The sequence below is a fragment of the Stenotrophomonas sp. HMSC10F07 genome (assembly GCF_001807895.1).
Classification (GTDB): Bacteria; Pseudomonadota; Gammaproteobacteria; order Xanthomonadales; family Xanthomonadaceae; genus Stenotrophomonas; species Stenotrophomonas sepilia.
On record NZ_KV791364.1, the window covers coordinates 15,458 to 41,156 of the forward strand.

Consider the following 25,699-nt stretch of genomic DNA (forward strand, 5'->3'; position numbering starts at 1 on the left):
GATGCGGTGGCTCACGAGGGAGGGGCTCGGCACGGATAGCGGCGGTTTCGGGTGTAACTTTAGCGGGGCAGTATGCCCTGCGTGTCGTTCGGCGATCAGGCGGGCGATGTGAATGACGCCGCTGTGCCCGCAATGGATTCGTGGAGGACGAACCGGAGCCGGTTGCCACGGCAATGCACCGTACCGCCGTAGGCCATTATCCGGCCGGCCAGACGCTCCGTGGCCTGCTGAACGGTCCCACTCGACAGCGTGCAGCTGCGGTCAAGCAGGCCCACGACCACCACAATGCCGCGGCGGTCGCCAGCCTGGCCGCTCCGGGCGCGCACGCTGACCTGTCCCGACTCCAGCTCCAGCAGCAGCGACACCGCCTCGATCAGCGAGCGATAGATGGCGAGCTGCAGGTCAACAGTCAGCATGCAGGGGTTCCCCTCCAGCCGGGGCGGTATCACGCGATGGGAGTTGTCCCAGTTCTCGCATGCGCCGCCAACGCGCAGCGCGATATACAGCCCAACCTGCTCCAGCCCCGTGGGGTAGACCAGACTGGCCTGTTCACGGAACAGCCGCGAGTGCACGGATGAGGCGTGCTGCAGGCTGTTGGCCACCGCATGATGCCCCTGCGCCTTCAGCCAGCTGACCATCTCGCCGAGCGAGCTGTCCATGCCTTCGCCGAGTTGCCTGAGATGGGAGGCGCGCGCGCGAAGTTCACGCTCACGGATCTGATGCGAACTACGTGCCAAGCGCAATGTGGTTTCCTCAGCCAGTCCACGGGACCGTGCACGTTCGTGGTGATAGCTGATGCTGGATCCCAGGGCGAGCAGTGCGACACTCATCACGGCCATGTTCTGCTGGGTGGCGAAGGTGCCCAGGTCGAACGAGGACGGTAGGCCGGTGCTGGGAGTGGCGAAATGGAGTGGAAGGTTCAACAGCGGAATCGCGATGGCAGCGCCACGCCACCCATGCATGAAGGTCAGGGCGATCGCCGGTAGGGAGGACAGCAGCACCAGGTGGGTGCGTGTGGTGTGGGCACTGATGGCCGTAAGCTGCATGCACAGGGCCAGGACCAGCATCACTAGGATGGCCGTGACCGTAGGTGCAGCAAAGCGGCGCGTCCAATTGGGGGCCGCCTCTCGTCGCGACCAGAGGAATGCCAGTGGCACGAGGGTAATGATGGCGGCGAAGTGGCCAAAGATCGTGCGATCAACTGCGCTAAGCAGGTTGCTCGGCGGCGGGTTCGACCACAGGGCGAATGAAATGCCCATATTGAGAACCGGGACGAACAACGCCGTGCAGAAGGTCAGCGACAGCAGCCAGAGGCCGGCGGCGGACTCCGATGGCATTCTCATGCGGTGCAGGTGGACCACCAGCATCGCCATCGGCATCAGCAGCGTCGAGGCGAGGATGACCCAGGCCAGGCCGTAGCTGTCGATCATGGGGATGCGCAGGGTTGCGAAGTAGGCGTACTCGCCAAGCAGCAGGTAGGGCCACAGGCGGGTCGGGACGATCAGGAGTGCCGCTGCCCGGATGCCCGCTGGCAGGAAGAACTGATCCAGCGAGAACTGACGCGAGACAAGGCAGCTCAAAGCGTAGACGGCCGCGAGTGCGATTCCGACGGGTCGGATCCGGAAGCTCAGTTCAATTGCTTCTTTGAATCGGTCCAAGCCCCGCCTCTTGCCTCCCGGCCAATGATGACTGGCCACGTCCGTAGACATTATCGACAGTCGGAGAAGGGCGCAATCGAGGTGTCTGGCCTCCCTTTGCGCTGCAATTGCCGGCTTCCTGCGCTTCGTGGCCCTACACGGTCAGCAGTGCGTCGGCATAGCCACCAGCGGACGGTGAATCATCCACAATCAGCGCGTCCTCGGTTCGATCACGTTGCAGCCGTTGCACCCGCTACATTCGGCAGTTGATGCTGTCCACTGTGTTCACTATCGCGCAATCGACAATGTCCTGCTGTTACACGCGCCTGTCCAGGTCATTTGTCGCAGATGCAGCTGACCCGCACCGTGGGCGGGTTTCGCTACGGGTATTGGCGATTTCGGACGCAGCATCGGCGTGGCATGGGTTTGCATCGATCCAGTCGATTATGTCCCATGGGCTTTACGGAGTCCGCCCGGTATATGCTGATGCGATTGGGGGTAGCATCCTGCTTGATCCGTATTGCATCCAACCTGGAGGTTAGTGTGGGAAATTTCCGAATTCATGCATTTGCTGGTGCGTTGATGTTGGTGCCGGTATCCGTTCTTGCTTTTGCCCCAAGTGACGACCATGGAATCAAGATGGCCGGCCAAGGACTCGGCCAGTCGATTCCGCAGGCACAGGACCTGAGCGTGGATCCCGGCTGGTTGGTCTATGGGTTCGAGCGCGATGGCATGGATTATTTCCAGGTAAACGATCTCGCGGGCCACGTGCACATCGTGATCGGCAATGCTGCGGGCACGTTCTGGGTACTGCCGGCAGGTGACCCATCTGCGAAGGTGTCGTTGCCTGAGCAGCGCCTGCCTGTTCCCGCCAAAGCCACCAGGACGGTTGTCTATCGGTCCCCCGCATTCACGCTGGTCAGATATGCAAGCGGAGCTGATGTCTTGTGGGCGGTAGAGGCACCCTGATACCGCCTGTTGCCGGGATATCGGAGAGCGCCAGTGTCAGACTGCATGGGCACCCGGATGTTCGCCGGGTGCCCATGACGCCTTTGGCCAGCGGGATGAGCGGGACGTTCATGCGATACCGCTGCGTTGGTTCGATCCGATCGCTTGACTGTGAAATGCGCTACTGCAGCGCAGAGGGTGCAGGGCAGCTGTACCGTGATGGAGCACTGGGCTGTGTCTCAAGTTTTGTTTCACGGTCGAGGAACAGGATCCTGACCCGGTTGCGATAGCAGTCAACGGTCCCGTCATAGGGCAGGGTTCGCCCGGTCAGCCGCTCGAACGCTGCCATGGTTGTCTGCTGGGAAAGGCGCCGACGCGACTCCAGCAGCGACACGATCATGAGGATTCCGCGCCTGGAGCCCATTCCGCCGCATCTTGCACGAATGCGAATCTGTCCACCTTCATGCTTGAGAAGAATGGAGACTGCATCAATCAGTGTCCGGTAAGCGGCCAACTGCAGTTCCACGCTCAGGTTGCAGGGGTCGCCTTTCAGATCAGGGCGGAGAACGCGCTCCGTCAGCGTCCACGACTCACGGATGCCACCAGCCTGCAAAGCCACGTAAAGCCCAAGATGCTCCAGGCCCGAGGGATAGACCATGCTTGTCTGTTCGCGAAGGAGCCGCGAATGTACATTCGAAGTATGCAGAAGGCTGCTGGCCACTGCGTGATGTCCCTGGGCCTTGAGCCAGTCGGCCAGCTCCACCAGTGAGGTATCAATGCCGTCGCCGAGCTTGCGAAGGTGCAGGGCACGCTCACGCAGCTCCATCTCGCTGGCCAATTGCGAGCTCCTCGCAAGATGGATGGCGTCCCTTTCCCCCATCTCGCGCAGCCTGTAACGATGGTAGAAGTGGGTGATGCGTGATCCGAGCAACAGCAATACGATGCCGCTGATCGCCATGATCTGCTGGGTGATGAAGGCCGCGGGATCGAATGCGGTGGGATGGGTGTTGGGCGTGGTCAGGCCGATGACCATGTTGAGCACCGGTACTGCAAGGGCGGCACCCTTCCAGCCATACAGGCAGGTAAGTGCGGCCGCGGGGAGTGCCAGCAGCAGCAGGAGCGTTGCCTTCAGCGCAACCCAGTCTGCGGGCAGTTGAGTTGCTGCTATCCCGATCAGGAGCATCGATGAAAGTGCCGCCAGCATCGGGGTCTTTCGTCCAGCGTTCCACTCCTGCCCCAGGTCCTGTCGCGCCCACAGCATGGCGATGGGTGCCACCGTCAGAATGCCGATGAAGTCGCCCACGCTGTAACGCGCCGCACTGGTCAGGAAGGGCGTGGAAGGGGGTGTTGGCCAGAGCAGATGGGAAAAGCTGAGGTTCAGCAGCGTAACTACGACGCTGGAAGCGGCGGCAATCAACAAAAGGCCGATCGTCTGCGACTCCGCCATCAGTCGCCGTTGCAGCTTCACAATCAACATCACTGCGGGCATGAGGAACGCGGAGGCAACAATGACCCATGTCAGGCCGTACTTCTCGATCATTGGCACGCGGGACTGTGCAAAGTACGCATATTCGCCCAGCAGCAGATACGGCCACAGGCGCGGCGGGCACAACAGTACGGCCGCCACCCGGATGCCGGCTGGCAAATAGAACTGATCCAGCGACAGCTGTCGGGTTGCCCAATAGGCAACTGCATAAAGCAAGGCAAGCATCAGGCCAGCCGGACGAATGCGCACCTTCAGCAACAATCCTTCTTTCCACCAGTCCAATCGCACGTCCCCCTCTCCTACGTGTCCCCTGTCAGCTTCCATTCGCCGCGAGGCCCGGTTTCTCAGGACGTTATCGGTCTGCGAACGATTATGCAATTGCACAGCGGCGCATTTAGGGAGTTGACCAACCATCCATCACAGATGTTGCGTGAAAATCTGTGACGTGTGCAGCACGATCAGCGCTGCGGTGCGCCTGTCAGAGCGTTCAATCCAGGAGATGCGGAATCTTCACCACAATGCATCCCGCAGCTTGTACCACGACATCGCCGCCACCAGCAGCGGCATGCGCAGCAGCCGGCCGCCGGGGAAAGGCGCATGCCGCAGGCGCTGGAACACGTCCAGGCGCTCGCTCTGGCCGGCAATCGCGGCGGCGATGACCTCGCCGGCCAGCCCGGCGGCGGCCACCCCATGGCCGGAGAACCCCTGCGCGAAGTACAGGTTGCCGTCCAGCCGGCCCCAATGCGGGGCGCGGTTGCGGGTGATGTCCACGTAACCGCCCCAGACCTGCTCCAGCGGCACGTCGGCCAGTTGTGGAAACACCTGGTGCATGCGCCGCTGCATCACCCCGTGCAGGCCGGGTGGGGGCAACGCCGAGTAACTGGCGCGACCGCCGAACAGCAGCCGGTGATCGTGGCTGAGGCGGAAATAGTCCAGTGCCCACGCGGTGTCGGCCACGGCCATGTTGTTGCCGATCAGGGCGCGGGCGCGCTCGGCACCGAGCGGCGCGCTGGCGCCGATATAGGTGCCGACCGGCATGATCCGGCGTTCCAGCTCGGGCAGCAGGCCCTGCAGCCAGGCATTGCCGGCAACCACCAGGTGCGCAGCGCGCACGCTGCCCCGCGCGGTATGCAGGGTGGGCTGCGGTCCGCGCTGCACGCGGGTCACTGCGGAGTTCTCGTGGATCACCACGCCGGCCGCGCGCGCCGCATCGGCCAGGCCACGCGCATAGGCCAGCGGGTGCAAGTGCGCGCTGTGCGGATCGAACATCGCGGCGCGGTAGCGCGGGCTGTCCAGCTGCGCGCGCAGGGCATCACGGTCCCACCACTGCATCGGGTAGTCGTAGTGGCGCTGAAGGTGCTCGCAGTTGGCGTGCAGGTCGCGCTCGTGGCGTTCGCGGATGGCGACGCTGGCGTGGCCCTCCACCCAATGGCAGTCGATACCATGGCGATCGATGCGCCTGCGCATCGCCTGTACCGCTTCGCGCGACCAGTCGAACAGGTGGCGCGCATCGTCACGGCCGAGCTGACGCTCCAGTTCGTCCACCTCGCAGCCATAGCCGGCCAGCGCCTGGCCACCATTGCGGCCGGACGCGCCCCAGCCGACCCGCTGTGCGTCCAGCACCACCACGCGCTGGCCACGCGCGGCCAGTTCCAGTGCGGCAGTCAGGCCGGTATAGCCGGCGCCCAGCACCGCAACGTCGGCCTGCACCTGCCCCTGCAACGAGGGCAGTGCGGGCGGTTCGGGCAGGCTGGAGGCATACCAGCTGGGCGGAAACGCGGCGCTCACTGCAGGCCTCGCGGGTGCAGTGCGGGAGGGCGGAGCAGGGCAGGTCGATCAGCGTTCACCCCGGTAGTTTCGCCGATGCGCGGCAGCTGCGGTGTGACGGCAGCGACTTGCCGCCGTTGCCAGGCGACGGGTAACGTGTCGGCACGCCAAGGAGTGTCCCCATGCGCCGCCTGCCCTGGGTGGGCCTGCCCACCGACAGCACCGTGCTCGGCCACCACCGTTTCGCGGTGGCCGGCGAGAAGTACGTGCGCGCGCTGGCCGAGGCGGCCGAGGTGACCCCGGTAGTGTTGCCGAGCCTGCAGCCACCGTTGCCGGCCAGCGACTGGCTGCTTGGGCTCGATGGCCTGCTGTTGACCGGCGCGGTCAGCAATATCGAACCGCAGCACTACGAGGGTGGCCGCAGTTGGCCAGGCAATCCGCATGATCCGGCCCGGGATGCCAATGCCTTTGCGTTGCTGCACGAAGCGCTGGCGCTGGACCTGCCGGTGCTGGCGATCTGTCGCGGTTTCCAGGAATTGAACGTCGCGCTGGGTGGCAGCCTGCATCCGCAGGTGCATGCGGTGCCCGGCCTGGCCGACCATCGCGAAGACCCGCAGGCGCTGGTGGAAGTGCAGTATGGGCCGGCCCATGCGGTGACCCTGGCCACCGATGGCTGGCTGGCGCAGTGGCACGGCAGTGGCCGCGCGCAGGTCAATTCGGTGCACGGACAGGGCATCGCCCGCCTCGCGCAGGGCCTGCAGGCCGAGGCCATGGCCGATGACGGACTGGTCGAGGCAGCGCGCAGCCTGCACCATGGATTTGTGCTCGGCGTACAGTGGCATCCGGAGTGGCGTGTCACGCAGACGCCGTTCTATCACGCTATTTTCCGTGCGTTCGGCCAAGCTTGCCGGCAGCACCAACAGAACCGACTGGATTCCCGATGAGTTCCCGAACGCGCCCGCGCAAGACGGCCACGCCTCCCGCACCGCAGGAAAGCAGCCTGCTGCGCTGGCTGAAGGAGCGGCGCATCACCGAGGTGGAATGCCTGGTGCCGGACATCACCGGCAACGCCCGCGGCAAGATCATTCCTGCCGACAAGTTCTCGCACGACTACGGCACGCGCCTGCCGGAAGGCATCTTCGCCACCACCGTCACCGGCGAGTTCCCTGACGATTACTACGACCTGACCTCGCCGTCGGACTCGGACATGATGCTGCGGCCCGATCCGGATACGGTGCGCATGGTGCCGTGGGCAGCCGATGCCACCGCGCAGGTCATCCACGATTGCTACACCAAGAGCGGCGAACCGCACGAGCTTGCGCCGCGCAACGTGCTGCGCCGCGTACTGGCGGCTTATGCGGAACTGGGCCTGCGCCCGGTGGTGGCGCCGGAGCTGGAGTTCTTCCTGGTGCAGAAGAACACCGACCCGGACTTCCCGCTGCTGCCACCGGCCGGTCGCTCGGGGCGCCCGGAGACCGCGCGGCAGTCGTACTCGATCGACGCGGTCAACGAGTTCGACCCGATCCTCGACCTGATGTACGACTACGCCGATGCGATGAAGCTGGACGTGGACACGCTGATCCACGAATCCGGCGCAGCACAGCTGGAGGTGAACTTCACCCATGCCGATGCGATGGACCTGGCCGACCAGGTGTTCCTGTTCAAGCGCACCATGCGCGAGGCGGCGATGCGCCACGGGGTGTACGCCACGTTCCTGGCCAAGCCCATGGAGAACGAGCCCGGTAGTGCCATGCACATCCACCAGAGCCTGGTGCGGGTGAGCGATGGCAGCAATGTGTTCGCTGGCGAGACCGATGCTGAGGGTGAGTTCAGCCCGGTGTTCGGCCACTACCTGGGCGGTCTGCAGAAGTACGCGCCGCAGGCGATGGCGTTCTTCGCGCCGAACGTGAATTCCTACCGGCGCCTGGTGTTCGGCGAGGTCTCGCCGAGCAACGTGCACTGGGGTTTCGACAACCGTACCTGCGGCCTGCGCGTGCCGCTGGATACACCGGAAAACATGCGCGTGGAGAGCCGGTTCGCTGGTTCCGACGCCAACCCCTACCTGGCGATGGCCGCGACCCTGGCCTGCGGCCTGCTCGGCATCCGCGAGCGGCTGGCGCCGGACGCGCCGGTGACCGGCAGCGCGAAGGAACTGGGCTACAACCTGCCGCGCTCGCTGGGCGAGGCGCTGGACGGGCTGGAGCAGTGCAGCGAGCTCCAGGCCCTGCTGGGCGAGCGTTTCTGCCGCGCCTACATCTCGGTCAAGCGCAAGGAATACGAGACCTTTTTCCGCGTCATCAGCTCGTGGGAGCGCGAGTTCCTGCTGCTGAACGTCTGAGCATCTGGAATAGAAAAATCCGCCGCCGGGGGGTAGGCTGGCACCCGTCGCCGGCCCCGCCGGCCCCCCTTCCCGCATTCTGGAGCACCCGATGAAGCTGCGTATCCTCACGCTCGGCCTGGCCTCCGCCATGCTTGCCGCCTGTGGCGGTGGCAACGGCGGCGCGCAGGACAGCCAGGTCCTGAACGTCTACAACTACAGCGATTACATCGCCGAGGACACCATTCCGACCTTCGAGAAGGAGAGCGGCATCAAGGTGACCTACGATGTGTTCGACAGCGATGAGATGGTCGAGACCAAGCTGCTGGCCGGCAACAGCGGCTACGACGTGGTGGTGCCGACCCTGAACTTCTTCGGCCGCCAGATCCAGGCCGGCGTGTTCCTGCCGCTGGACAAGAGCAAGATCCCGAACCTGGCCAACCTCGATCCGGCGGTGATGAAGCGCATCGCCACCCAGGATCCGGGCAACCAGTACGGCGTGCCGTACATGATCGGCACCACCGGCATCGGCTACAACGTGGACATGCTGAAGCAGCGCTTCGGCGGCAGCACCGATATCGCCAACAGCTGGGACCTGGTGTTCAAGCCGGAGAACATCAGCAAGATGAAGGACTGCGGCGTGACCATCCTGGACACGCCGGCCGACATGATCCCGATCGCGCTGCATTACCTGGGCCTGGATCCGCACAGCGGCGACCCGGCCGAACTGCAGAAGGCGGCCGACCTGCTGAAGTCGATCCGCCCGTACGTGCAGAATTTCCACTCCTCGCAGTACGTCGGTTCGCTGGCCAATGGCGGCACCTGCCTGGTGGTCGGCTGGTCGGGTGACATCATCCAGGCCCGCGACCGCGCCGAGGAAGCCAGCAATGGCGTGCACGTGGCTTATTCGATCCCGAAGGAAGGTGCGCCGCAGTGGTTTGACATGCTGGCGATCCCGAAGGACGCCAAGCACCCGGAAGCGGCTTACAGGTTCATCAACTATCTGCTGGAACCGAAGGTCGCCGCGGCCAACACCAACTTCATCCACTACGCCAACCCGATCCCGGCCGCGACACCGCTGGTGGACGAGGCGATCCGCACCGACCCGACGATCTATCCGCCGGCTGACGTGGCCGAGAAGATGTTCACCTACTCGATCAACACGCCGGAGACCGACAAGCTCTACACCCGGCTGTGGACCGAGGTGAAGACCGGCCGTTAAGCGGGTCTGGCGCCGCCGGGCGTTGCCCGGCGGCCGCCTTGCTTCACCGTGCCGGAATCGGTACCGCCGCCCTCGCCAAGGTGCCTCAGGATGGCCGGCAGCAGGTCGCGTGCATCGCGGCCGCCGTTGCACAGGAACGACGAACTCATCCGCTGCAGGTTGTGCATGCCGATGAAGAACAAGCCCGGTTGCGGGGAAACGCCAAACTCGCCCAGCGGATAGCCGTGGGCATCCAGCGCGCCCTGTACATCGAGCCAGGGCCACTCGGCGACGAAACCGGTGGCCAGCACCACCGAGCGGATGTCTGCGGACGGCAGATCCAGCTCGCACGGGGACGGGTCCGGCTCCCAGTGCAAGTAGACCTCTTCGGGAATGTAGCGGGCATCGTCGGTGCGCGGTTCGGGCCGCGTGGCGTAGTACGCGCTGGCCAGCGAATCGAGATAGGCATACTCGGCCCGAGTGGCCTTGATCGCGGTGCGGAGCTGCGGGCGGACATCGGCAAAGCGGGCGGTGTTTCCACTGAATTCCTGCAACCGGCCCAGCAACCTGATACCTGCGCGGTGCATCGCCAGCAGGCTGATCGAGCTGCCCCGGCCGCTGCTTCCCTTGCCCGAGATCAGCGGAAACTCCGCAGTGCGGGCCCTGCGCAGCGCATCCGGTTCTCCGGCCAGTACGGCGGCCGCTTCACTCACATGCTGGTGGATGCGCCCGGCCATGTCCCACCAGGTCATCGAGTCCTTGCCGCGCAGCCGGCGGGTGTGCGAGTGACGCTGGGCCAGTGACCAGTACACGCTGCGACCGCTGTCGCGCAGGTCCTGGGCGATCTGCGCGCCGGACTGGCCGCCGCCGATGACCAGCACCGCGCCCTCGGGTAGCTGGCCGGGACCGCGGTAGTCGCTGGAGTGCAGCACGGTGAGGCCTGGTGCGGGCGCGAACGGGGCCCGGGGCAACCGCGCCCGGCGGTATTCACCGGTGGCAACCACCACCGCCTGGGCATGGATCAGCCCCCGGCTGCTGTCGATGGCATAGCCACCGGACTCCGGCCCGACCCGATGGACCACGCACCCCTCGCTGATCGGCAACGCGCGCTCGTCGGCATAGTCGCGCAGCCGTCGGATCACTTCCGGGGCCCCCATGAACCCTTCCGGGTCATCCCCGGCATAGGCATGGCCATGCAGGGCCATGGTCGCGTTGGCGGTGTTGGTCTGGAACGAATCCCAGCGTCGCCGCCAGCTGGCACCCACGGTTTCGGCCTCCAGCACGCGATGCTCGACGCCGGCCTCCTGCAGGAGCGCGCTGAGCGACAACCCGGCCTGGCCGGCGCCGATGATGACCAGCGGCAGCCGTGCAGGCAGGCAGCCTGGCAGGCGGGGCGGGAAAGGGGAGGGGCTGTCCGGGGAAATCACCAGGGTCGGTCCATGCAAGGCCTAGATCCGGGGCATTGCGCGGGGAATGTCCCGGGCTTTCAATGGATCCCGCTCTGAAAAATGTTGCAGATCGGGCCGCCGCCCGTGGTGTCTGGCCGGGACGGCCGTCCGGGCGTCGAGGAGAGCTCGGGCCTTCCGGCGCAGAGGCCACCATGGCGGGGGAAAACCGACACACCTCGGGAGGCCTGGGCGCGCCAGCGGCCGCTTCCACCCACTGCCGTCATATCCCCTTCGGCCCCCGGCCGTTAGAATGGCCGCCGCTGTCCACCGCCCGCTCCCGGAGCCCCCATGCCCGTTGAAGCCCAGCCGGTAGCCGCCGTCGTCGACACGACCGGTGCGCCCGGCTATCTCTCCATTCGTGATCTGCGCAAGGAATTCGACGGATTCGTCGCCGTCGACGACGTCAACCTGGACGTGCGCAAGGGCGAGATCTTTGCCCTGCTCGGTGGCTCCGGCAGTGGTAAATCGACCCTGCTGCGCTGCCTGGGCGGCTTCGAGACGCCCACCAAGGGCAGCATCACCGTCGATGGCCAGCGCCTGGACGCGCTGCCGCCGTACCAGCGGCCGGTCAACATGATGTTCCAGTCCTATGCCCTGTTCCCGCACATGACGGTCGAGCAGAACATCGCCTTCGGCCTGAAGCAGGATGGCCTGGGCAAGGACGCGATCAGCAAGCGCGTCGGCGAGATGCTCGACCTGGTGCAGATGGGCCACCTGGGCAAGCGCAAGCCGCACCAGCTGTCCGGTGGCCAGCAGCAGCGCGTGGCGCTGGCGCGGTCGCTGGCCAAGGGGCCGAAGCTGCTGCTGCTGGACGAGCCGATGGGCGCGCTGGACAAGAAGCTGCGCTCGCAGATGCAGCTGGAACTGGTCAGCATCATCGAATCGTCGGGCGTGACCTGCGTGATGGTCACCCACGACCAGGAAGAAGCGATGACCATGGCCACCCGCATCGCGGTGATGGATGCCGGCTGGATCCAGCAGGTCGGCAAGCCGGACGAGGTCTACGAGCAGCCGGCCAACCGCTTCGTCGCCGAGTTCATCGGTTCGGTCAACCTGTTTGACGGGGTGATCGACGAGGACCTGCCCGAGTACGTGACCGTGCGCTCGCCGCTGTTCCCGGCGCCGATCTACATTGCCCATGGCATCACCTGCTATGAAGGGCAGCCGGTCGCGTTCGCGCTGCGCCCGGAGAAGGTGATGATCGGCAAGGACGAGCCGGAAGGGCACACCAACAAGGCGCAGGGCGTGATCGAGGACATCGCCTACTTCGGCAGCCACTCGGTCTATCACGTGCGCCTGCCCAGCGGCGCCAAGGTGCTGGCCAACTTCGCCAACTCGCAGCGCTGGGCCAGTGATGGCTTCACCTGGGGCGACGAGGTGTGGGTGCACTGGCGCGACAACGACGGCGTGGTGCTCACCTCATGAGCGTCGCCGGCCTGAAGCGCTGGCTGCCGGGGCTGCGTGCCACGGTGATCGGCATTCCGTACCTGTGGCTGCTGCTGTTCTTCGCAGTGCCGTTCCTGATCGTGCTGATGATCAGTTTCTCGCTCAGCCGGGTCGGCTCGCCGCCGTATACCTGGCTGCTGCAGTACGTGGACGGCGGGTTCTCGCTGAAGCTGAACCTGGAGAATTACCTGGCGCTGTTCCGCGATTCGATCTATGCGCAGGCGTTCCTGAGCTCGATCAAGATCGCGGCGATCTCCACCTTCTTCACCCTGCTGATCGGCTATCCGATGGCCTATGCCATCGCGCGCCTGTCGCCGGCCGCACGCAACGTGGCGATGATGCTGGTGGTGCTGCCGTCGTGGACCTCGTTCCTGATCCGCGTGTATGCGTGGAAGGCAATCCTGGACCGCAATGGCCTGCTTGACCAGTTCCTGCAGTTCACTGGCCTGCAGACGCTGATGACGTCGATGGGGCTGCCGAAACTGCAGCTGATCGATACGCCGACCGCCGCCTACATCGGCATCGTCTACTGCTACCTGCCGTTCATGGTGCTGCCGCTGTACGCCAACCTGGTCAAGCATGACCACCGCCTGCTGGAAGCGGCCTACGACCTGGGTGCCAAGCCATGGCAGGCCTTCCTCCGCATCACGTTGCCGCTGTCGAAGGCCGGCATCATTGCCGGCTGCATGCTGGTGATGATCCCGGCCGTGGGTGAATTCGTGATCCCGGAAATGCTCGGTGGTTCGGAGACGCTGATGGTCGGCCGCCAGTTGTGGAACGAGTTCTTCAACAATCGCAACTGGCCGGGCGCTTCGGCGATGGCGGTGGCGATGATCCTGTTGCTGCTGGTGCCGATCCTGCTGTTCAACCGTTCCCAGCAGCGCCTGCTGGAAGGGAAGCAGGCATGAGCCCGCGTACCGCCAAGGGCCTGGGGCTGGGCGTGCTGCTGCTCGGCTTCGCCTTCCTGTACCTGCCGATCCTGTTGTTGATGTTCTACTCGTTCAACAGCTCGCGGCTGGCGATGGTCTGGGCCGGGTTCTCCACCCGCGCCTACAGCGACCTGTTCGCCGACCGCGCGCTGATGGATGCGATGTGGACCAGCCTGGTGGTGGCGTTCTGGACCGCCTGTACCGCCACCGTGCTGGGCACGCTGGCGGCGATGGTGATGACCCGCTTCAAGCGCTTCCGTGGCAAGCCGCTGTTCGGTGCGCTGGTCACCGCGCCGCTGGTGATGCCGGATGTGATCCTGGGCTTCTCGCTGATGGCACTGCTGGCCTCGATGGGCGCGATTCCGGGCTTCCCGGCGCGCGGCCTGGCCACCATCTGGATCGCGCACGTCACCTTCACCCTGTGCTTCGTCACCGTGGTGGTGTCTTCGCGCCTGCAGGAAATGGACCTGTCGCTGGAAGAAGCCGCGATGGACCTCGGGGCCAGCCGGCTGACCGTGTTCACCCGCATCACCCTGCCGATCATCGCGCCGGCGCTGGTGGCGGGCTGGCTGCTGGCGTTCACCCTGTCGCTGGATGACGTGGTGGTGGCCAGCTTCGTCGCCACGCCGGGCTCGACCACGCTGCCGATGAAGGTGTTCGCGTCGGTGCGCATGGGCATCAGCCCGAAGATCAATGCACTGGCCACGCTGCTGGTGTCGGCGGTATCGATCGCCGCGGTGATCGGCTGGTACATCAATGCCCGCGCCGAGAAGCGGCGCCAGCGCGACCTGCAGCTGGCGCGGCAGGACAACGGCTGAGTACACGATCCGTCCACTGTGCCGGCAACACCCGGCTCACGGCCGGCGGCGCACAATGGGGGTCTTCCAGATGGAGATCCCCCATGACCGTCGAGATCGTCGACCCGGCCACCGGCCAGGTGACCTACCGCCATGAACTGATGGGCGCTGCCGACATCGAGCAGCGCCTGCAGGCCGCCGCCGATGCGTTCCCTGGCTGGGCCGAGCGTTCGCTGCAGGAACGCAGCGTGATCCTGCGCCAGATCGCGGCGCAGCTGCGCACGCGCCGCGACGACCTGCAGCAGGCGATGACCCACGAGATGGGCAAGCTCAAGGCCGAAGCGCTGGCCGAGGTCGACAAGTGCGCTGCCGCCTGCGAGTACTACGCCGACCACGCGGCCGACTACCTCAAGCCGCAGTTGATCGACACCGAAGCCCAGCGCAGCTACGTGCGCTACGAGCCGATCGGCTGTGTATTCGCGGTGATGCCGTGGAATTTCCCGATCTGGCAGGTGTTCCGCTTCCTCGCACCGGCGTTCATGGCCGGCAACGTGGCCCTGCTCAAGCACGCCAGCAACGTGCCGCAGTGTGCCGACCTGATCCTGGCGGTGTGCCGTGATGGCGGCCTGCCGGACGGCGTGTTCGACGTGCTGCACATCGACAACGACCAGGCCGCCGACGTGCTGCGCGACGCACGGGTGAAGGCGGTGACGCTGACCGGCAGCGAGCGGGCAGGGCGCTCGATCGCCTCCAACGCCGGCAGCCAATTGAAGAAGTCGGTGATGGAGCTGGGTGGCAGCGATGCCTTCGTGGTGCTCGACGATGCCGACCTCGACAAGACGGTTGCGGCAGCGGTGAAGTCGCGCTTCGACAACAGCGGGCAGACCTGCATCGCGGCCAAGCGGTTCATCGTGGTCGAGGCGGTAGCCGATGAATTCACCCGTCGCTTCGTTGAAGCTGCGGCCGAGCGCCAGTACGGCGACCCCGATGAGCGGGGCACCACGCTGGCGCCGATGGCCCGTGCCGATCTGCGCGATGAACTGCACAAGCAGGTACAGGCCAGCGTGGCCAAGGGTGCGCGGGTGCTGATAGGCGGCGAGCCGATTGCCGGCACCCATGCCGGCTATCCGGCCACGGTGCTCGACCAGGTCGGCCCGGGCATGCCGGCCTACGACGAGGAACTGTTCGGTCCGGTGGCTGCGGTGATCCGGGTCGCTGATGAGAGCGAGGCACTGCGCGTGGCCAACGACACTCGCTTCGGCCTGGGCGGCAGTGTGTGGACGCGCGATCCGGTACGCGGCGAAGCCTTCGCGCAACGCATGGAATGCGGTGCGGCCTTCGTCAATGCCATCGTCAAAAGCGATGCGCGGCTGCCGTTCGGCGGCAGCAAGCAGTCTGGCTTTGGCCGGGAACTGGCCGACCACGGCATCCATGAGTTCATGAACATCAAGACCGTTTACGTGGCTTGATGGATCATGCAATGCGCCACGACCAACGGTCGTGGCCTACCAGTCTGGTGGGTATCGACCGTTGGTCGATATGTCCCCGGTTTCGTGGGTATCGACCGCGGGTCGATACGCTCTACAGCCAGCCCGAACGCTTGAACAACCGGTACAGGCCCACGCAGACGCCGCCCACACCAACGATCATCAGTGGGTAGGCCCACGGTTGGCTCAGCTCCGGCATGTGGCTGAAGTTCATCCCGTACCAGCTGGTGATCAGCGTCGGTGCCGCCAGCAGCGCGGCCCACGCACCGAGGCGCTTGACCGTCTCGCCCTGCGCCAGCGTCACCAGCGACAGGTTCACGCTGAGCGCGGTGCCCAGCATCTCGCGCAGGGTGTCGATCACATCGCTGATGCGTACCGCGTGGTCGTGCACGTCACGGATGTACAGCTTCACTTCGTCCGGAACCAGCTCGCCCTGGTAACGGCGCAGCTGGGCCAGCACATCCTGCAGCGGCGCCACCGCCATCCGCATCTTGTTCAGTTCGCGCTTGAGCTCGTACAGGCGCACCACGGTGCTGCGCTTGTAGTTCTCGGCGAAGATGTCCTTTTCCAGCAGGTCCAGGGTGTCGCGGAAGCGGTGCACGATCGGCAGGTAATTGTCGACCACGAAGTCGGTCACCGCGTACAGGCAGTACGACGGGCCCATCTTCAGCAGCTGCGGCTCACGCTCGACCCGAGCACGTACCGGCGCGTAGGACAGCGAGGCGCCGTGGCGCACCGTCACCAGGAAGCGCGGGCCGAGGAAGGCATGGGTTTCGCCATACTGGATGCGCTCGTCGACCATCTGCGCGGTGGTGACCACCACGAACAGCGAGTTGCCGTAGGTCTCGACCTTGGGCCGCTGGTGCGCGTTGCGCGCATCCTCGATGGCCAGGTCGTGCAGGCAGAATTCTTCCTGCAGTTTCAGCAGCACATCGTCGTTGGGATCGTACAGGCCGACCCACACGAAGCCATTGCCACTGGCGATGACATCGCTGATGGCGTCCAGGCTGATATCGTGGCGTATGCCCTCGTCATCGTAGTGGACGCAGTTGATGACGCAGGCGGGGTTGGCCGAGGCAGGGGCGGAAGCGGAGGCGGGCAATGACATGCCCGCCATCGTGCGTCAGTGCCGTGTTTCGGACAAGTGAGGATGGCGCCCCAGTACCCACGCCAGCGCCACATGCACCGGCAGCAGCAGCACGATCCACTGCACGTTGTACTGCGCCTGCAGGCTCAGCCAGTGCAGCACCAGCGCGGCCACCGCCTGCACCGCCAGCAGCCACAGCACGATCCTGAACATGCGCCCCGGCACGCGCCGACGCAGCAGGCTTATCGCACCCGGCAGCAGCAATACGGCCAGCGGCGAAAGCAGCAGCAGGTTCCGGTTGGCCCAGGCGGCGTAGTGGGTGCTGAAGCCCCACAGGAACACCAGCAGGCTGCCGGCGACGGCGCACAACAGCCAGAACGGCAGGGCCAGCCCAGCCAGCAGGCGCGGGCGGTTGCGCAGCGCCAGCACGCCGCCGGCCACGACCAGACCAAGCAGCAGCCACGGCCACCAACGACGCGCGAACTCCTTCGGCTCCGGATCAATGCGGTGCGGCAGCAGTTCCTGTTCGGACTGCACCAGCGGCCGGCCATCACTGTTGCGTGCCTGGCGCAGCGCATCGGCCAGGCGCATCGGCACGAACGCTTCCTGCCAGCGCGACAGCGGCTGGTCGGCGAACGGCCCCAGGCCGACATCGAAGCCCAGCCACATCCACGGGGCGGGCGAGGCCAGGCGCACCGACTCGCTGCGGTAGGTGTTGCCGCGCGAACGCCCCGACAACTGCGACTGCAGGCCACCGCCCAGTGCCTTGTCCACCGTGTCGCGTACCATCGTGGCGCAGTTGGCGGTGTAGTAGTCGTAGTGGTAGCGCGCGTTTTCCGGCTTGGCCCGCTCGGCCAGGTCAGCGGCCAGGGAACGCGCCTGTCCGGGGCGCAGGTCCAGCCACTGCACGCTGGCACCGCGGCCGGTCTCGTCGTAGTACGACAGGTCCTGCTGCAGCGGCAGCGCCACCAGGTAATACATCATGTCGCCGCGCACGAAGCGGCTGATGAAGTCGTCCTCGGACGGATCGAAGTAGCCGAAGTTGTATGAGGTCGCTTCGCCACTGGCCGGATCGACCACGACGATGGCGTCATGGCCGAAGCGTTCGAAGAAAACCGTGCCCGGCTGCATGGTCACCACGCCGATGCGCGGGGCCGGGGCCTCCGCGTTGGCGGTGGCCGGTGCGGGCACGGCTGCCGCCGGCTGCGCGAAGGCCGCCAGCGGCAGGGCCATGGCCAGCACCCACAGTGCCAGCCACACCATGAGGATCAGGCCGCGGCGTTTCAAGCGTCGTCCTGCGCGTCCGGCGGCAGCACGGTCACGTGGAAGGCCTGAACCCGGCGCGCATCGGCGCGGGCCACGCGGAACATGAAGCGGTCCAGTGCCAGCTCATCGCCGACTTCCGGAAGGTGGCCCACGGCCTCGGTGACCAGGCCACCGATGGTGTCGTAGTCCTCGTCGGAGAACGTCGCGCCGAAGCGCTCGTTGAAGTCGCCGATCGGGGTCAGCGCGTCGACCACGTACTGGCCGTCGGACTGGATGGCGATCTGCGCGGACGGATCCTCGGCCTCGTCGTGCTCGTCGTCGATCTCGCCGACGATCTGCTCCAGCACGTCCTCGATGGTGACCAGACCGGCAACACCGCCGTACTCGTCGACCACGATGGCCATGTGGTTGCGCGACAGGCGGAACTCCTTCAGAAGCACGTTCAGCTTCTTCGCCTCCGGGATCAGCACCGCCGGGCGCAGCAGCTCGCGCACGTTGGCCGGGCCGTTGTCGGCGACCACGCCGCGCAGCAGGTCCTTGGCCAGCAGGATGCCAAGGATGTCGTCCTTGTTCTCGCCGTGCACCGGGAAGCGCGAATGGCCCGATTCGACCACCTGCTTCATCAGTTCCAGGAAGGGCGCTTCGACCGGCAGCGAGACCATCTGCGAGCGCGAGATCATCACGTCGCCCACGGTCAGCTCGGCCACCGAAATGGCGCCTTCCATCATCTTCAGGGTATCGGCGGCGATCAGACCCTCTTCCTGCGCGGTGTGCAGGACAGCGACCAGCTCGTCGCGGGTGTGGGGTTCGCCGGAGAAGGCCGAGGTCAGGCGTTCAAGCCAACCGCGCTTCTTTTCACTGTGCTCCGCAGGGGAGCTACTACTGTCGTCTTCTGACATCTCTGGAAAAAAGGCACCCGGCAGGCCGGGCGTTGGCCCAAGTCTAGCAGGATGTGGCGGCCTGTCAGTGACCGTCGCTGCCCGGTCCGGTGATCGGCGGCGGGGCCAGTTCAGGCCGGGCAGGGGCTTCTTCTTCAGGCAGGTCCAGGCTGTAGGTACAGCCGGCCAGGGTCTTGCCCGGATGGGAGGCCACGGTGGAGACGCTGAGGATGATCGACTCGATCTGGGCCTCGCCGCTCTTCGGGTCGGTCACGTCGCGGCTGACCAGCTCGCGGCCGGCCATGAACTTGCCGTCCTGGTCGTAGCCGGTCTCCAGCGCAAGGCGTTTGGCCAACGGCCGCGGGTCAGCCTGGTCGAGGATCGCCATGATGCTGGAGCCGGCCACGGCGACCCGTTCGGTGCGGTCGCCGAACACGCTGATCGGCTGGGCCAGTCGGTACTCGCTCATGAACTGGTTGCCCTGGGGCAGCGGCTGCAGGCCGTGGGCGACGGCCTTCAGCGGATCAGCCAGCAGCGGCGCCAGCGCAGCGTGATCGGCTACGCCCTGGCGGCATTCGATCAGCGCCGGCAGGTCCAGGCTGGTGGCGAAGGAGGGAGCGGCGAGGGCACAGAGCAGGGGCAGGCAGCAGCGCAGTGACACGGTTGGTTTCCGCAGGCGAAGGGCCGCCATCATAGCCCCGGTGAGCGCCTGAACAGTCCGGTGAGAAGGCGCAGGAAACCGGTCATCGCCCGCCGCACGACCATCAGTGAAAGGGACAGCACGACCGCAAGCATGGCGATGTGCATCGATTGACCCGCAATGCGCGCCACAGCTGGCCACAGGCCTGGGCTGGTAAGCCAGGGCATCAGTTCCGATGCGGCCGTCCTGGCCACTTTCATGTAGATCACGGCCAGCACGAACAGCACCAGCAACGAGGTGCGGCTGGCATGGAAGAACGGAAGCGCGTTGACCGGCCTGCCAAGCCGCTGCTGCAGCAGCGTTCGCCACAGCATTGGCAGGGTCAAGGCACCGACCAGTATCAGTACCATCGATGTTTCCCACAGCCCGGGTAGGTGGGCAGGTTCCACCTTGGTCGTGAGGCGGGGGCCGCTCATGCCGATCGCCAGTCCGGCCAGCAGGCACACGGGCGAGAGCAGGGCCAGGCTGCGCAGCAGCCAGTGCCTGCCGCTGGGGTCGCGGGCGCTGATGCGGCGCACGGCGTAGGCGCCCAGCACCAGCAGGCTGGCGAACAGGCCCGCGCTCATCGTAAACGTCGTGAAGCTGTTTCCCTGCTCCATCCCTTTTCCTTCCGCGTCCTGTCCGGTGTTGAACAAAAGTGCAGCGCATGGGCTGGCCGTCCAGCCCGGGCGCAGTCAGGGCGGATTCCAGCGCGTGGCCGCTGGGTACCAGCGCAGCCGGACCGGGTAGCCCAGATGCACCTGAAGGTGGTCACGCACGGCCGCCGCCGTCGCGCGGTTGGCTGGGGTATCCCGCAGCTCCACCTCCAGCTCCCCGGTCTTGACATCAAGGCTATAGCCGAACAGGTCGGGCAGCTGGGCGAGCAGCCCGTCCCGCTGAGCGTGCAGGCGGCGCCTCATCTCCGCTTCGGTCATCGCGGCACCGGTGATGTAGTGCACACGTTGCGGGCCATCCGCCCCTGGATGTGTCTCATCGGCCTCGGGTGCGGCACCTGTCAGTCGCACTACAACATTCCAGCCCCTCGCATTGTCCACCCATATGCCGGCCAGACGTGCCGCGTGCCGCGCTTCCAGACGCTCGATCAGCGCCCGTTGCTGGGCAGTGGCGACGATGTTGCGGGTGTGGCGCTCGCTGATGCCGAAGAACGCCCGTAGTTCGGCGATCTTTGCGGCGATGTCGGCCTCGCTGTCGCTGGTGGGGAACGGTGAGGGACGGTCAGGATCGGGCATCAGGCCTGCCCCGGACTGCAGCAGTGCGGCAAGCACAAGGGCGGGCAGGGTCATGCTGTGCTCCTCTTCCGTGAGTGCGTGGGTTCCGAACAGAGCCCGGTGTCAGCGCTCGCCCGCGTACGGGTCGTCAATGCCCAGCTCGGCCAGGATGTCGCGCTCGAGCTGCTCCATCGCCTCGGCTTCCTTGTCGTCCTCGTGGTCCCAGCCAAGCAGGTGCAGCACGCCGTGCACGGTCAGGTGCGCGTAATGGGCGTTGAGCGCCTTGCCCTGTTCGTCGGCTTCGCGGGCCACCACCGGTGCGCAGATCACCAGGTCGCCGAGCAATGGAAACTTGACGCCCTTGGGCAGGCCTTCGGGCACGTCGGCCGGGAAGCTGAGCACGTTGGTGGCGTAGTCCTTGCCACGGTAATGGCGGTTCAGCGACTGCCCCTCCTTGGCATCGACCACGCGGATGGCCAGGTCGGCCTCACGGATGCGGCCCTTCAACGCAGCGGCCACCCACTTGCGGAAGCTCACTGCCGCCGGCAGCCCGGTACGCGGCAGGGCATAACTGACGGCGACGTCCAGTCGCACGGGACCACGGGTCATGGCGTTGCTCCAGGCTGGATCTGATGCAGGTCGCGGCGGTCGTAGGCGCTGACGATGCGCGCCACCAGCGGATGGCGGACCACGTCGCGGGATTCGAAGAAGGTGAAGCTGACGCCCTCGACCTCGCGCAGCACATCGATCGCGTCGCGCAGGCCGGACTTCACGTGCTTGGGCAGGTCGGTCTGGGTCAGGTCACCGGTGACCACCGCCGTGGAGCCGTAGCCCAGGCGGGTCAGGAACATCTTCATCTGTTCGATGGTGGTGTTCTGCGCCTCGTCCAGGATCACGAACGCATCGTTGAGCGTGCGGCCGCGCATGTAGGCCAGCGGCGCGATCTCGATGACGTTCTTCTCCAGCAGCTTGACCACCTTCTCCACGCCCATCATCTCGTACAGGGCGTCGTACAGCGGTCGCAGGTACGGGTCGACCTTCTGGCTCAGGTCGCCGGGCAGGAAGCCCAGCTTCTCGCCGGCTTCCACCGCCGGGCGCACCAGGATCAGGCGCTGCACCCGTGACTCGTTCAGTGCTTCGACCGCGCTGGCCACGGCCAGGAAGGTCTTGCCGGTTCCGGCCGGGCCGATGCCGAAGTTGATGTCATGCGTGGCGATCTGGTGCAGGTAGCGGCCCTGGTTGGCGCCGCGGCCACGTACCGTGCCACGCTTGACCTTGATTGCCACGTCCTGCGCTTCGTAGGAGCGTTCGGCGATCTGCTCGACGTTGGCCTGCGCCAGGCGCAGGTGGATGGCGTGGTTGTCGAAGGTGGTTTCGCCGGCTTCGGCGTACAGCGCTTCAACCAGCTTCTGCGCCTCGACGATGGCTTCGTTGGGCCCGCTGATGCGGAACACGAAGCCACGATTGGCGATCTCCACGCCGAGCTTCAGCTCGATCTGGCGCAGGTGCCCGTCGAAGGGGCCGCACAGGTTGGCCAGTCGCTCGTTGTCTTCCGGCGACAGGGTGAAGTCTCGATGATCGATGCTTTTCATTGCTTGGGGTGGGGCGGGGTCGCCGTCCACCACGATGGACTCGGGGTGACAAGGTTACGCGCGTACCGGGCATGCGGCCAGCGGCGGGCCGATACGCGGTTTTCCACACCCGGTGTGGACGGGGGGCGCGAAAAGCTGTGGATAGGCCTTCGCAGTGCTTGTGCCACAAGGCGTATGAGGTGGTGGTGAAAAAACCGTCACGGTCGGCCGCTCCTGTGACGGCAGCGCATCTTCCGCTGCCAGGCAGCCAGTACGGCCGCCCCCGTCCGGTTCTCCACACCGGCTGTGGAATGATGCTGAATCAAGCTGTGGATAGGTGGCGAGGAACCTTGCAGCAAAAGGCTCGCCCGTACGTGGCTAAAAAACCGTCAGGGCTGATCGGAATCATTGAGGGTGCACGGGGCAGGTGGCACCGTGTCGCCGTCGCAGGAGGGGATGGCATGGGCATCGGCAACGGGATGCGTGGACTCGGGCTGGCGGGCATCGGCCTGCTGGCGGGCTGTGGGCAGTCAACGCCAACGGCGCTGGGCACACTGGAGTGGGACCGGATCACGGTGCCGGCGCCGGCGGCCGAGGTGATCGCCACGGTGGAGGTGCGCGAGGGCCAGCGGGTCAAGGCCGGGGCCGTGCTGATGCAGCTCGACCCCGCCCGCGGCGACGCGCAGTTCGCGGCGGCGCAGGCCGACACGGCGCGCGCGCAGGCCCAGCTGGAAGAGCTGAAGCTCGGCCCGCGGCAGGAACAGATCGCACAGGCCCAGGCACAACTGGCCGCGTTGCGCGCGCAGTCTGCTGAAGCCACTGCCTACTATCGTCGGGTGCAACCATTGGCACGCCAGCGCCTGATCGCCGCCGCCGAGCTGGACCGTGCACGGGCAGCCGCCGGCAATGCCGCGGCCAGCGTGCGTGCCGCCGAGCAGGCCTGGCTGGAACGGGTGCACGGCAGTCGCGCGCAGGACATCGCTCAGGGCCAGGCGGCCGCCGACGCCGCACAGGCGCAGCAGGTGGTGCAGGGCGTCAACCTGCAGAAGCTGCAGCTGCGCGCACCGCGCGATGGCGTGATCGATGCCTTGCCCTACCGGCAGGGTGACCAGGCACCGATCGGGGCGCCGCTGGCGGTGATGCTGGTCGGCGAGCGCCCCTATGCGCGCGTCTACCTGCCGCAGCCGCTGCGCCTGCAGGTCAAGGTCGGTCAGCCGGCACAGATACAGCTGGAGGGAGGGGGCACCACCGTACTGAAGGGCCATGTGCGCGCGATCCGCAGCGAGCCTTCTTTCACCCCGTACTACGCACTGACCGGCGATGACGTCGAGCGCCTGAGCTACCTCGCCGAGATCGAAGTGGATGCAGCCAGCGACATGCAGAAGCTTCCGGCCGGACTGCCGGTGCAGGTGCGCTTCTGAACACCGGTGCGGACATCGCGGTGCATGCGCAGGGCCTGACTCGCCGCTTCGGTGAACTGCTGGCCGTGGACAAGGTCGACCTGACCGTCCCGCGCGGGCAGGTGTACGGCTTCCTGGGCCCGAACGGGTCAGGCAAGTCGACCACCATCCGCATGCTGTGCGGCCTGCTGGAACCCAGTGCGGGGCAGATCGAGGTGCTGGGCCTGGCGGTTCCCGAGCAGGCCGAAGCACTGCGCCGGCGCATCGGCTACATGACCCAGCGCTTCTCGCTGTACGAAGACCTGTCGGTACGCGAGAACCTGGAATTCCTCGCCGCCATCCAGGACCTGCCGCGCAACCAGGCCCGGCAACGGGTCGATGCGCTGCTGCAGCAGTACCGGTTGCAGGACCGGCAGCCGCAGCTGGCCGGCACGCTCAGTGGTGGACAGAAGCAGCGCCTGGCCCTGGCCGGCGCCGTGGTGCATTCGCCCGAACTGCTGTTCCTGGATGAGCCGACCAGCGCGGTCGACCCGGAATCGCGCCGCGACTTCTGGGAGGCCCTGTTCGAACTGGCCGACGCGGGAACCACGGTGCTGGTGTCGACCCATTACATGGACGAAGCCGAGCGCTGCCATCGCCTGGCGATCCTTGATCGCGGCGCACTGGTGGCCGACGGCACGCCGGCCGAGCTCTGTTCACGGCTGCAAGGACGCACGCTGCAGGTCACCTCATCGCAGCCACGCCAGGCCAGCCGCGTGCTGGCCGAGCTGCCCGGCGTGCTGAGCGTGGCGCAGATCGGCACCCATCTGCGCGTGCTGTGCAATGAGGGCGCAGCGGATGTCGCAGTGCTGCGGCGCGCGCTGGCCAGCGCCGACCCGCAAGCGCATATCGAAATCGTGGCGCCGAACCTGGAGGACGTGTTCGTGGCCGCCACCCGTGGCCGTGGCAGGGAGCCAGCGGCATGAACCTGCGCAGGCTGTGGGCGATCATGCTCAAGGAGCTGCGGCAGCTGCGCCGCGACCGCATCACGCTGGCGATGATCGTCGGCATTCCGGTGATGCAGCTGCTGCTGTTCGGGTATGCGATCAACCTCAACCTGCGCCACCTCGATACGGGTATCGCCGACCAGGCCAACAGCGCCGCCTCACGCGTGCTGGTGCAGGACATGGTCGCCACCGGCGTGATCACGCCACGCAGCGAGGCCTACACGCCGGACCAGCTGATGCAGGCGCTGCGCCGCGGCGAGATCAGCGTCGGCATCGTGGTGCCGGCGGACTTCGAGCGTCGCCGCTTCGATGGACGCGAAGCGGTACAGGTGCTGGTCGATGGCAGCGACACCGTGGTGCAGAGTGCGGCGATCCAGCTGGCGCAGGTGCCACTGGATGCGCGCCCGACCAGCAATACGCGGCCGCTGCGCGAAGGCAGCATTGCCGGTGGCCAGGTCAGCGTGACCAGTTTCTACAACCCGCAACGGCGCTCGGCGGTGAACATCGTGCCCGGCCTGATCGGGGTGATCCTGACCATGACCCTGGTGATGTTCACGGCGGTGGCGGTGGTGCGCGAGCGCGAGCGCGGCAACATGGAACTGCTGATCGCCACGCCGGTATCGCGCAGCGAACTGATGGTCGGCAAGGTGCTGCCCTATGCAGCGATCGGTCTGCTGCAGACCACGCTGGTGCTGGTGCTGGGCACCTGGCTGTTCCAGGTGCCGATTCGCGGCAGCCTGCTCGACATCTACCTGGCCGCGGTGCTGCTGGTGCTGGCCAACCTGGCGCTGGGCCTGCTGATCTCCACGCGCGCGCGTTCGCAGTTCCAGGCGATGCAGATGACCCTGTTCCTGTTCCTGCCGTCGATCCTGCTGTCGGGCTTCATGTTCCCGTTCGCCGGCATGCCGCGGCCGGTGCAGTGGCTGGCCGAAGTGCTGCCGCTGACCCACTTCCTGCGCCTGGTGCGCGGCATCATGCTGCGCGGCGCCTCGCTGTGGGAGCTGTGGCACGACGCACTGGCGCTGCTGGCCTTCATCGTGGTGATGATGACCCTGGCGATCCTGCGTTTCCGCAAGCGGTTGGATTAGTGAATGCCGACCAACGGTCGGCATCTACCCCGGTGGGTGCCGACCGTGGGTC

The 25,699-nt window shown here is 66.2% G+C and carries 23 protein-coding genes; 11 read left to right on the plus strand and 12 right to left on the minus strand.

Annotated elements, in window-relative coordinates; translation table 11 throughout:
* Positions 1-95 precede the first annotated feature (95 nt).
* Positions 96-1,658 (minus strand): MASE1 domain-containing protein, encoded by a 1,563-nt coding sequence (locus HMPREF3114_RS08165; RefSeq protein WP_070489535.1) that lies wholly within the window; start codon positions 1,656-1,658, stop codon positions 96-98.
* Positions 1,659-2,147: 489 nt separating this feature from the next.
* Between HMPREF3114_RS08165 and HMPREF3114_RS08170 the strand changes: the two genes are divergently transcribed.
* A complete protein-coding gene (locus HMPREF3114_RS08170) occupies positions 2,148-2,606 on the plus strand; it encodes a hypothetical protein (RefSeq protein WP_229766026.1) in 459 nt (152 codons plus the stop codon).
* A 160-nt stretch (positions 2,607-2,766) separates the two neighbouring features.
* Here the strand turns inward: HMPREF3114_RS08170 and HMPREF3114_RS08175 are convergent, their stop codons facing one another.
* Positions 2,767-4,359 (minus strand): MASE1 domain-containing protein, encoded by a 1,593-nt coding sequence (locus HMPREF3114_RS08175; protein ID WP_070489553.1) that lies wholly within the window; start codon positions 4,357-4,359, stop codon positions 2,767-2,769.
* Positions 4,360-4,581: 222 nt separating this feature from the next.
* Positions 4,582-5,820 (minus strand): NAD(P)/FAD-dependent oxidoreductase, encoded by a 1,239-nt coding sequence (locus HMPREF3114_RS08180; RefSeq protein WP_235642933.1) that lies wholly within the window; start codon positions 5,818-5,820, stop codon positions 4,582-4,584.
* A 200-nt stretch (positions 5,821-6,020) separates the two neighbouring features.
* On the opposite strand from HMPREF3114_RS08180, the gene HMPREF3114_RS08185 reads away from it, so the two are divergent.
* From HMPREF3114_RS08185 to HMPREF3114_RS08195, 3 genes are all read left to right on the plus strand, one after another.
* A complete protein-coding gene (locus tag HMPREF3114_RS08185; RefSeq protein WP_053498660.1) occupies positions 6,021-6,782 on the plus strand; it encodes a gamma-glutamyl-gamma-aminobutyrate hydrolase family protein in 762 nt (253 codons plus the stop codon).
* Entirely contained in the window at positions 6,779-8,176 is a 1,398-nt protein-coding gene (locus HMPREF3114_RS08190) for a glutamine synthetase family protein (RefSeq protein WP_005415923.1), read from the plus strand. The genes HMPREF3114_RS08185 and HMPREF3114_RS08190 overlap by 4 nt, the downstream gene beginning before the upstream one ends.
* 91 nt (positions 8,177-8,267) lie before the next feature.
* Positions 8,268-9,377 carry a polyamine ABC transporter substrate-binding protein gene (locus tag HMPREF3114_RS08195; RefSeq protein WP_005415924.1) on the plus strand — a complete coding sequence of 370 codons (1,110 nt, stop codon included), beginning with the start codon at positions 8,268-8,270 and terminating at the stop codon, positions 9,375-9,377.
* On the opposite strand, the gene HMPREF3114_RS08200 is transcribed toward HMPREF3114_RS08195, so the two are convergent.
* Positions 9,374-10,801, minus strand: a complete 1,428-nt coding sequence (locus tag HMPREF3114_RS08200) for a flavin-containing monooxygenase (protein ID WP_053498658.1) — start codon at positions 10,799-10,801, stop codon at positions 9,374-9,376. The two genes, HMPREF3114_RS08195 and HMPREF3114_RS08200, sit on opposite strands and share 4 nt — an antisense overlap.
* Before the next feature lie 291 nt (positions 10,802-11,092).
* Between HMPREF3114_RS08200 and potA the strand changes: the two genes are divergently transcribed.
* The 4 genes from potA (at position 11,093) to HMPREF3114_RS08220 (ending at position 15,445) form a co-directional block, all read left to right on the plus strand.
* A complete protein-coding gene (potA, locus tag HMPREF3114_RS08205) occupies positions 11,093-12,229 on the plus strand; it encodes an ABC transporter ATP-binding protein (RefSeq protein WP_005415926.1) in 1,137 nt (378 codons plus the stop codon).
* The gene (locus HMPREF3114_RS08210) at positions 12,226-13,158 is read left to right on the plus strand and encodes an ABC transporter permease subunit (protein WP_053498656.1); all 933 of its coding nucleotides are present in this window, start codon (positions 12,226-12,228) and stop codon (positions 13,156-13,158) included. The genes potA and HMPREF3114_RS08210 overlap by 4 nt, the downstream gene beginning before the upstream one ends.
* Positions 13,155-13,997: an ABC transporter permease subunit gene (locus HMPREF3114_RS08215; protein WP_005415928.1), complete on the plus strand. Its 843-nt coding sequence runs from the start codon at positions 13,155-13,157 to the stop codon at positions 13,995-13,997. The genes HMPREF3114_RS08210 and HMPREF3114_RS08215 overlap by 4 nt, the downstream gene beginning before the upstream one ends.
* Before the next feature lie 83 nt (positions 13,998-14,080).
* Positions 14,081-15,445 (plus strand): NAD-dependent succinate-semialdehyde dehydrogenase, encoded by a 1,365-nt coding sequence (locus tag HMPREF3114_RS08220; protein ID WP_053498653.1) that lies wholly within the window; start codon positions 14,081-14,083, stop codon positions 15,443-15,445.
* Between the two features lie 112 nt (positions 15,446-15,557).
* On the opposite strand, the gene HMPREF3114_RS08225 is transcribed toward HMPREF3114_RS08220, so the two are convergent.
* From HMPREF3114_RS08225 to HMPREF3114_RS08260, 8 genes are all read right to left on the minus strand, one after another.
* On the minus strand, positions 15,558-16,580 hold the full coding sequence (locus tag HMPREF3114_RS08225) for a magnesium and cobalt transport protein CorA (protein ID WP_053498651.1): 1,023 nt from the start codon (positions 16,578-16,580) through the stop codon (positions 15,558-15,560).
* A gap of 6 nt (positions 16,581-16,586) precedes the next feature.
* The gene (locus tag HMPREF3114_RS08230) at positions 16,587-17,837 is read right to left on the minus strand and encodes a lipoprotein N-acyltransferase Lnb domain-containing protein (protein ID WP_053498650.1); all 1,251 of its coding nucleotides are present in this window, start codon (positions 17,835-17,837) and stop codon (positions 16,587-16,589) included.
* A complete protein-coding gene (locus tag HMPREF3114_RS08235) occupies positions 17,834-18,715 on the minus strand; it encodes an HlyC/CorC family transporter (RefSeq protein WP_005408827.1) in 882 nt (293 codons plus the stop codon). The genes HMPREF3114_RS08230 and HMPREF3114_RS08235 overlap by 4 nt, the downstream gene beginning before the upstream one ends.
* Before the next feature lie 64 nt (positions 18,716-18,779).
* Positions 18,780-19,385, minus strand: a complete 606-nt coding sequence (locus HMPREF3114_RS08240; RefSeq protein WP_080375087.1) for a hypothetical protein — start codon at positions 19,383-19,385, stop codon at positions 18,780-18,782.
* Positions 19,385-19,993, minus strand: coding sequence for a hypothetical protein (locus HMPREF3114_RS08245; protein ID WP_053498646.1), 609 nt, complete (start codon positions 19,991-19,993; stop codon positions 19,385-19,387). The genes HMPREF3114_RS08240 and HMPREF3114_RS08245 overlap by 1 nt, the downstream gene beginning before the upstream one ends.
* Positions 19,994-20,068: 75 nt before the next feature.
* Positions 20,069-20,677, minus strand: a complete 609-nt coding sequence (locus HMPREF3114_RS08250; protein WP_053498643.1) for a hypothetical protein — start codon at positions 20,675-20,677, stop codon at positions 20,069-20,071.
* 48 nt (positions 20,678-20,725) lie between these two features.
* The gene (gene ybeY / locus HMPREF3114_RS08255; RefSeq protein WP_053498641.1) at positions 20,726-21,211 is read right to left on the minus strand and encodes an rRNA maturation RNase YbeY; all 486 of its coding nucleotides are present in this window, start codon (positions 21,209-21,211) and stop codon (positions 20,726-20,728) included.
* Complete coding sequence (locus tag HMPREF3114_RS08260; RefSeq protein WP_005415936.1) at positions 21,208-22,194, minus strand: PhoH family protein; 987 nt, start codon at positions 22,192-22,194, stop codon at positions 21,208-21,210. The genes ybeY and HMPREF3114_RS08260 overlap by 4 nt, the downstream gene beginning before the upstream one ends.
* A 440-nt stretch (positions 22,195-22,634) precedes the next feature.
* Between HMPREF3114_RS08260 and HMPREF3114_RS08265 the strand changes: the two genes are divergently transcribed.
* From HMPREF3114_RS08265 to HMPREF3114_RS08275, 3 genes are read left to right on the plus strand one after another with little or no spacing between them, the layout of a single operon-like run.
* Positions 22,635-23,594: an HlyD family secretion protein gene (locus HMPREF3114_RS08265; RefSeq protein WP_053498639.1), complete on the plus strand. Its 960-nt coding sequence runs from the start codon at positions 22,635-22,637 to the stop codon at positions 23,592-23,594.
* Between the two features lie 20 nt (positions 23,595-23,614).
* A complete protein-coding gene (locus HMPREF3114_RS08270; RefSeq protein ID WP_005415939.1) occupies positions 23,615-24,538 on the plus strand; it encodes an ABC transporter ATP-binding protein in 924 nt (307 codons plus the stop codon).
* A complete protein-coding gene (locus HMPREF3114_RS08275; RefSeq protein ID WP_070489539.1) occupies positions 24,535-25,647 on the plus strand; it encodes an ABC transporter permease in 1,113 nt (370 codons plus the stop codon). Before HMPREF3114_RS08270 ends, HMPREF3114_RS08275 begins: the two co-directional genes overlap by 4 nt.
* Positions 25,648-25,699 lie beyond the last annotated feature (52 nt).

Excerpts from the sequence above, each read along its gene's own strand:
- HMPREF3114_RS08185 (WP_053498660.1), top strand. The coding sequence starts at position 6,021 with ATGCGCCGCCTGCCCTGGGTGGGCCTGCCCACCGACAGCACCGTGCTC.
- HMPREF3114_RS08190 (WP_005415923.1), top strand. The coding sequence starts at position 6,779 with ATGAGTTCCCGAACGCGCCCGCGCAAGACGGCCACGCCTCCCGCACCG.
- HMPREF3114_RS08195 (WP_005415924.1), top strand. The coding sequence starts at position 8,268 with ATGAAGCTGCGTATCCTCACGCTCGGCCTGGCCTCCGCCATGCTTGCC.
- potA (WP_005415926.1), top strand. The coding sequence starts at position 11,093 with ATGCCCGTTGAAGCCCAGCCGGTAGCCGCCGTCGTCGACACGACCGGT.
- HMPREF3114_RS08210 (WP_053498656.1), top strand. The coding sequence starts at position 12,226 with ATGAGCGTCGCCGGCCTGAAGCGCTGGCTGCCGGGGCTGCGTGCCACG.
- HMPREF3114_RS08215 (WP_005415928.1), top strand. The coding sequence starts at position 13,155 with ATGAGCCCGCGTACCGCCAAGGGCCTGGGGCTGGGCGTGCTGCTGCTC.
- HMPREF3114_RS08220 (WP_053498653.1), top strand. The coding sequence starts at position 14,081 with ATGACCGTCGAGATCGTCGACCCGGCCACCGGCCAGGTGACCTACCGC.
- HMPREF3114_RS08225 (WP_053498651.1), bottom strand. The coding sequence starts at position 16,580 with ATGGCGGGCATGTCATTGCCCGCCTCCGCTTCCGCCCCTGCCTCGGCC.
- HMPREF3114_RS08235 (WP_005408827.1), bottom strand. The coding sequence starts at position 18,715 with ATGTCAGAAGACGACAGTAGTAGCTCCCCTGCGGAGCACAGTGAAAAG.
- HMPREF3114_RS08240 (WP_080375087.1), bottom strand. The coding sequence starts at position 19,385 with ATGGCGGCCCTTCGCCTGCGGAAACCAACCGTGTCACTGCGCTGCTGC.
- HMPREF3114_RS08245 (WP_053498646.1), bottom strand. The coding sequence starts at position 19,993 with ATGGAGCAGGGAAACAGCTTCACGACGTTTACGATGAGCGCGGGCCTG.
- HMPREF3114_RS08250 (WP_053498643.1), bottom strand. The coding sequence starts at position 20,677 with ATGACCCTGCCCGCCCTTGTGCTTGCCGCACTGCTGCAGTCCGGGGCA.
- ybeY (WP_053498641.1), bottom strand. The coding sequence starts at position 21,211 with ATGACCCGTGGTCCCGTGCGACTGGACGTCGCCGTCAGTTATGCCCTG.
- HMPREF3114_RS08260 (WP_005415936.1), bottom strand. The coding sequence starts at position 22,194 with ATGAAAAGCATCGATCATCGAGACTTCACCCTGTCGCCGGAAGACAAC.
- HMPREF3114_RS08265 (WP_053498639.1), top strand. The coding sequence starts at position 22,635 with ATGGGCATCGGCAACGGGATGCGTGGACTCGGGCTGGCGGGCATCGGC.
- HMPREF3114_RS08275 (WP_070489539.1), top strand. The coding sequence starts at position 24,535 with ATGAACCTGCGCAGGCTGTGGGCGATCATGCTCAAGGAGCTGCGGCAG.